Below are 7,652 nucleotides of genomic sequence, written 5' to 3' on the forward strand. Positions count from 1 at the left end.
TAAAGAAAGAGAGAACGAAGTTCGTCCTCTCTAGGTGTTAGCTTTTCATCTACCCACTACAGTTGACAAAGAGCCCATTTTTCCGAAAAGTCAAACTTTTCTTATTTCTTCATTTTATATAGTAAAGGGGGAATCCTTCTACTACTAAAACTATTAGTCTTCGTTGCGACGACGTTTACCTGCAAGAGCAAGAGCTGCAATAAGCATACCTGCACCAAGTACTGTTGCTGATGATGAAGCTTCACCAGTGTTTGGCAATTGAGCCGCACCAGCTTTAGCAGTTGTTGGAGCTACAGGAGCCTGTGGTTTTGGTGCAACAGGTTTGCTTACCTTACGGTAAACGTGAATTGTATCACCGTTTGGAAGAGGTATCGTTTTACCTGTGAACTCGTATCCTGGGATTGACTTGTTCGGCGTTGTACCCTCTTCTTGCGGTGCAATTGGGTTACCGTCTTCGTCAACGTGGTTTGTTACAACCTTGTGGTAGATGTGTGTTGTATTACCATCTGGATCTGTTACAGTCTTACCTGTGAACTTGTATCCTGGGATTGACTTGTTCGGTGTTGTACCCTCTTCTTGCGGTGCAATTGGGTTACCGTCTTCGTCAACGTGGTTTGTTACAACCTTGTGGTAGATGTGTGTTGTATTACCATCTGGATCTGTTACAGTCTTACCTGTGAACTTGTATCCTGGGATTGACTTGTTCGGTGTTGTACCCTCTTCTTGCGGTGCAATTGGGTTACCGTCTTCGTCAACGTGGTTTGTTACAACTTTCTTAGCAGGTGTTTCTACTTTACGGTAAACGTATGTTACTTCAGTAGTCTTACCACCTACAACAGTACCAGTTTCTGAACCTTCCACACGAACAAGCTCATAAGTTGTACCATCTTCTGTAGTGATAGTGTTTGGCTTGTTATCTGTTGTGTCATAAGACTTGCCAGCAGGAACGTTGGTTTCGTCTTGAACTGGTGCTTTGATAACTGTTCCATCTTCTGTTACGTAGTTAACCACAACATTACCGTTTTGAACGTAAGGGACTGGTGTGTCAACGCCAGAATCTTCTGGTGTTGGTGGTACATAACCCTTACCTGGATCTGTTGGATCAACTGGTTTCAATGGTTCGTTGGTCTTAGGATCTACTGGTGTGTAGCCTGGAACGTTTGGAATCACTGTATCTGGAGTTGGTGTTACTGGTACATCTGGGTTAGTTGGGTCGAATGGATATGGAACTTTTGGTTCTTCTCCTGCTGGTACACCTGGAATTTGTGGGATCCAGTTAGCGACTTTCTTATACACATAAGTGATCTCAATTGTCTTACCACCTTCAACTGTACCGTTTTCTGTACCAATTGTCTTAGACGGAATCAAGACATAACGTGAACCATCTTCTGTAACAATCTCTGTTGGTTTGTTATCAGTTGTGTCATAAGACTTACCTGCTGGAGCGTCTGTTTCGTCGTTAACAGGTGTCTTAATTACTGTACCATCTTCAGTCACGTAGTTCACCACAACATTACCGTTTTGAACGTAAGGGATTGGTGTATCTTCTCCTGTATTTGATGGTGTTGGTGGTACATAACCCTTACCTGGATCTGTTGGATCAACTGGTTTCAATGGTTCGTTGGTCTTAGGATCTACTGGTGTGTAGCCTGGAACGTTTGGAATCACTGTATCTGGAGTTGGTGTTACTGGTACATCTGGGTTAGTTGGGTCGAATGGATATGGAACTTTTGGTTCTTCTCCTGCTGGTACACCTGGAATTTGTGGGATCCAGTTAGCGACTTTCTTATACACATAAGTGATCTCAATTGTCTTACCACCTTCAACTGTACCGTTTTCTGTACCAATTGTCTTAGACGGAATCAAGACATAACGTGAACCATCTTCTGTTGTGATAGTAGTTGGTTTGTTATCAGTTGTGTCATAAGACTTACCTGGTTCAGCGTTTTCTTCGTCTGTTACAGTAGCCTTGATCACTGTTCCATCTTCTGTGATGTAGTGAACGATAACATTTCCAGCTTTTTCGTAAACATATTGAACAGTTGTTGTGCCTTCTACAACTTTACCTGTTGTTGAAGCTGAAGTGTCTTTCACTTCTTTGTAGTAGTAAACTGTACCGTCTGCTGTTGTGATAGTGTTTGGTTTGTGGTCTTCATCAGTGTTGTATGCTGTACCTGTTGATGTTGATGGGGTATCAACTTCTTTAGTATCTACAGCTTCACCTGAGTCAGATAGACCTGAAATCAAGTTACCTTCTGTATCGTAGTACTCAACTACAACGTCACCTTTCACTTCTTCGTATACGTAAGTGATTGATGTTGTACCTTCTACAACCTTACCTGTTTCTGAACCTTTTGTAAGAACTGGCACGATACGGTATGTCTTACCGTCTTCTGTTGTAATTGTAGTTGGCTTGTTGTCTTTAGTGTCGTATGGTGTACCTGTTGATGTAGATGGTGTATCTTCAACTGTGCTTTCCGTTTGTTTGCCGTCATCTGTTGTACCTTTGATTGGTTTACCTTCAGTATCAACGTAATGAACGATAACGTTACCTTTTACTTCTTGGTAAACGTAAGTAACTTCTTTAGTCACACCTGCTTCAACTGCACCAGTTGGAGTATCATCTGAAGCCAAGTTGCTGTCTGCTGCTACTGTACCTACTGGGTAGTCACCTGCTGGAACAAGTTTGTAAGTCTTACCATCTTTAGCAACAATTGTATCTGGACGGTTGTCCACAAGTGTATCGTAGTCTGAACCTGGTTTGCCGTTTTCAACATCCAATACATCTGCCTTGATTTCAGTACCATTTACATCAACATAGTTAACATTGACAGAGCCTGCTTTTTCGTAGACATACTGAACAGTTGTTGTTGTTTCTGCTACTTTACCAGTTGTTGGTGCAGAAGTATCTTTCACTTCTTTGTAGTAGTAAACTGTTCCATCTTCAGTTGTGATTGTCTCTGGTTTGTTGTCTTCGTCAGTGTTGTAGACAGTACCAACAGACTTATCGTCTTCGTCTACGACTGTTTTGGCAATTTGGTTACCCTCTGTATCGTAGTACTCAACTACAACATCACCTTTTACTTCTTGGTAAACGTAAGTGATTTCTTTAGTTACGCCTGCTTCAACTGTACCAGTCGTAGCATCAATACCTGTTGCTTTACCGTTACCAACTGCTGTCAAGTTGTTGTCATCTGAAACTGTACCTACGTTGTAAGTATTTGCCGGAGCAAGGCGGTAAAGTTTGCCATCTACTGAGATGCTAGCCAGTTTGTTATCAAGAACAGTGTCATAGCCAGAACCTGGTTTACCATCTGTCACGTCTGCAACTGGATCTTTAAGAACATTACCTTCTGTATCTACATAGTTAACATTAACGCTACCAGCTTTTTCGTAGATGTATGTAACTTCAGTCGTACCTTCTACAACTTTACCTGTTTCTTTATCGCCTGCTTTGACTTCATCTTTTGGCAAGATGTAGTAAACATCGCCAGTTTCGTCATTAACGATTTTCTCTGGTTTGTTATCTTTAGTATCGTAGTCTGTACCTGTGTCAGTGATAACTTGGTCTGTTACATCGTCTGCAATTGTGTTGCCTTCAGCATCAACGTAATGTACGATAACATCACCTTGAAGTAACTCATAGACATAAGTGACTTCGGTTGTACCTTCTACAACCTTACCATCTTCTTTACCGATTGTTGCTGCTGGAACACGTTTGTAGATCTTACCGTCTGCTGTTGTGATAGTATTTGGACGGAGGTCTGTTGTGTTGTACGGAGTACCTGTTGAGCTTTCTGGTGTATCTTCAACTGTACTTTCCGTTTGTTTGCCGTCATCTGTTGTACCTTTGATTGGTTTACCTTCAGTATCAACGTAATGAACAATAACGTCACCCTTGACTTCTTTGTAGACATAAGTGATTTCTTTAGTAACACCTGACTCGACTGTACCTGTTACGTCGTCGATACCTTTGGCTTTACCGTTGCCAACTGCTGTCAAGTTGCTATCATCTGAAACTGTACCAACGTTGTAAGTATTTGCCGGAGCAAGTTTATAAGTCTTACCGTCTTTAGTCTTGATGATTTCTGGTTTTTCACCTTCTTGAGCTGTGTTATAGTCTGAACCTGGTTTACCGTCTGTTACATCTGCGACTGAGGCTTGAAGTGGGGTACCTTCTGTGTCTACATAGTTGATATTAACATTACCAGCTTTTTCGTAAACATAAGTTAATTGTTTAACTGTATCAGACTTAATGGTACCTTTTTCTGCGTCAATTTTTTCATTTGAACGGTAATCTGTATCCGTCTTGTCATCTACAACAGGGTGGAGATTTTTTGCTGTAGTATCAATTTCTTTGTAGTAGTATACGGTACCATCTGCTGCTACGATGCTGTTATCACGTACGGCTGCGGTATTGTATTCTGAACCTGTGTCACCATGTCCAACTACAGTCACCATATCCTTAAGGATGTTACCTTCTGTGTCTACGTAGTAAACATCAACACCACCTTTTTCAGTGTAGAAGTAACGAGCATTTTGTTCATTCTTAATATTAGAGTTGGATAATGTCATCTCTAACCCGCCAAGATCCCAACTACCATCATCATCAGGGATATCTGGTGTCTTGTAGTTCCATCCAAATTTCCAAAGAGCATTCGTATTTGTCGCATCTAGAGGTCCTGTAGAAACAGTTACGCTATCAGTATCGAATTTAGCTACTGTTCCATAGCCATCTGCTATGCCATCTGCTTTTTTTCCATTTTTATATGGAGCATCAACGCTCCACTGAATTGGAGTAAGGACATCTCCGTTTGCATCAACGTAATTACCAGCCGCATCCGTTTTATAGATTTTTTTTGTGTTAACAGTATGAACGGTACCATCTTCGTCAGTCACCATAGTATCTGTCACACTTTTTACATTTACAATTTGACCAGTAGCAGTGGTGTAAGACGTTTTGGTATCATTTAATGTTCCAAGTACATCACCATTGGAATCAAGAACCTGAACCTGTTTTCCTTCAAGAACAAGTTTATTGGCGTCATAAAATTTAGATGTAAACGTTCCTGACTTAGTATTGTATGTTCCTCCTGGTTGCATTTCTTCAGTAGTGAACATCAACGTAAAGTAATCATCCAAGTCAGAGACCGTTCCACTATTATTCATTTTAGTTTTGTAAAAATTAGCCCAGTCTGGATTGTTTGGATCTAGCATATAGACTTGCATTTGCAACGCACCATTAACATCTGTAATGGTGTACAAGCGTGCCTCGTTCCATTGTCCACGGAAAACAGCATATTGCGTACCAACTTTATAGTCGGTAGTTAATATACCTCTTACTACCTTAGGTAATTCTGACTCAATTAATTCATAATTATCAAAATCGATAGCACCAGCAATATGAAAAGCATCCCCGACTAAACCACTATCTTGAGTGTAACGTGCTAGCAACTCACGAAGGCGACCAGTCGCTGCATTTTCTTTTACATAATATGATGTTGTTTGGATCGTACCACCCGGAACATTTGTTGAAAATGAATTCGTGTTTACATTTACTCTTGTCTGATCTAGTTTGTTATAAACTGCAGTATTCCAGTTGACACCATTTGAATTATAAATTGAAAGTTGGCGAGTTGTGACACCATTCTCTGAAACAATGTAAGTAAAATCATATTTTACTTTATGAGCTTGGTAATTCTCTAGAACGTTCAACTCATCAACCACAGTTTTGACATTAGGCTTTAGTTCAACAGTTTTAACAACTCTATCACCGTTCATTGTTTTCTCAACCAACTTAGCATAAACAACGTCAGATGCCGCACGTTCAGTTGAATCAGTTGACACTGAGAAAGTCATATAGTAGTTATGACCCGCCCAATCATTAAAGTTTTTACCATCTCCATAGCCACCGACTGTGTCGAAATTAAAAATCAAGAAAGTATCACGGTTGGCATCTTGGTCTCCAATATAGCCTGCAGGATAATTCTTTTCAGCTACTGTAATGGTTGCTTCTCTCTCAGCAGCTGTAAGACCTGAGTTCGCAGCCTTAACTGGATCTGGGATTTCCCAAACACCGTGTTGAGCATAAGAGACAGATGCCGGGTTTGTAGTTTCGATTGTCGTTGCAGCTGGAGTTCCAGTAGCGGTATCCAATACTGCAGTGATTTCACCATCTGGATAATACTTACGTAATTCTAAGACTAGAGCTTCTACGTTTGTACGAACTGCATTGATTTGTGCGTTAACTGCTTCAAGTGTTGCTACTGAATCCTTCAAGACTGCAGTTGCTTGTGTTGCAGTTAATTTAGTCGCTGCAGCAGCTGCTTTCAAGGCTGTGTCTTCCTTGTCAGATGCAGCTACAAGACGTTCAGATTCATTTGCCAAAACTTCTGCTTCTGAAGTTACTTGCTCAAGAACAGTTTTTGCTTCTTCTACAGTAGCAGGTGTTTTTACAGCTTCAGAAACTGTTGCAGTTGTTGTAGCTGCGCCTTCTGTTGATTTAGCAGTTGCTGTTTCAGTTGAAGCTGTTGTAGTTGTTTCAGAAGTTGCTGCTTTTTCTTCAGCTTTCTTCACAACTTTGAAGACAACTTTTGAATGACCAGATTCTATAACTCCCGTCGAAGCTGTTGCCGTTTCATTCGCAACTAGTTCATAACCTTCAGGTACTATTGCTGACTCAGTAACGATTGCAATAGCAATTGTATCTGTTGTTTTCGTTTCAACTGACTTAACAGTTGATGATACAACTTTCCCTGATTCATCTTGGTACTCAACAGTATATTCAATAGTCGCTGTACGTTCTGCAGTTGCTACTTCTGTCGAGGCAGTAGTTGGTGTAGCTTCTGTCGCTGATGCTTCAGTAGTTGTTGACGAATCAACCTCTGTTGATGAAGCTAGTGTTGTTGCTCCTGTTGTTGCAGTGGTTGTTTCTGCTTGAGCAGTTTGCGCACCAGCACCCACGGCTAGCGACATACCTAGCAATACACTAGCTGCACCAAAATGATATTTACGGATTGAAAAGTGTTGTTTCATTCCGTACCAATCAAATGATTTTTTCTTAATTTTGCGCATGAAACGCCTCCTAAAAAATATAATAACCATGTGAGAAATCAAAGAAAATAGCATCATCGCCCCTACATTAAAAAAAGAAAAATATCTCCTTTAAAACATAGTAGAAACCCCAACATCTCACCATAAAAGTTGTGATAATCAATCTAGTTGGGAGTGTGATTGGTAAAAATCCGCTTAGAAGAATGAGATGAGCTAGTTTACATTGGAGCTTTGTTGCTTTTACTATGGGAAATTTCACATAGATACAATTGATATATAGATATCTATGCTATTAGATCACACCCCCCCTTTTTTGTCAAATGATACGATTTTTTATTTCCTATTTTTGTAAAGGTACCACTTCTAGGACAAGTTGGGGAAGCTACCACTCTTTACTCCAGGAAGGTGAACATTACCAAGACAGTTATTAATTGTTTTGAATAGTATGTTTCAGATAAGGAACTGAGGCGCAGGCTATACTAAAGTATGGCAAGGCGAAAGTGACGAGGTATCAAAGTTAATTTAAATGACTGATATGTAAAGCCCTTTGTCAAGTAAAAACAATCGAACTGATTAAAAAATGAAAAGTATCTAGAAAG

At 40.3% G+C, this 7,652-nt stretch carries 1 protein-coding gene; it reads right to left on the reverse strand.

Translation table 11 applies throughout. The features are described from left to right. Positions 1-153 precede the first annotated feature (153 nt). Positions 154-7,074: a MucBP domain-containing protein gene (locus P7J49_RS11370; RefSeq protein WP_408570722.1), complete on the reverse strand. Its 6,921-nt coding sequence runs from the start codon at positions 7,072-7,074 to the stop codon at positions 154-156. Positions 7,075-7,652: the final 578 nt, after the last annotated feature.

Origin of the sequence: Streptococcus suis (assembly GCF_046032515.1) — a bacterium.
Lineage (GTDB): Bacteria > Bacillota > Bacilli > Lactobacillales > Streptococcaceae > Streptococcus > Streptococcus suis_AL.

Bases quoted from the DNA above. Each gene is read 5' to 3' on its own strand.
- P7J49_RS11370 (WP_408570722.1), bottom strand. From the start codon at position 7,074: ATGCGCAAAATTAAGAAAAAATCATTTGATTGGTACGGAATGAAACAA.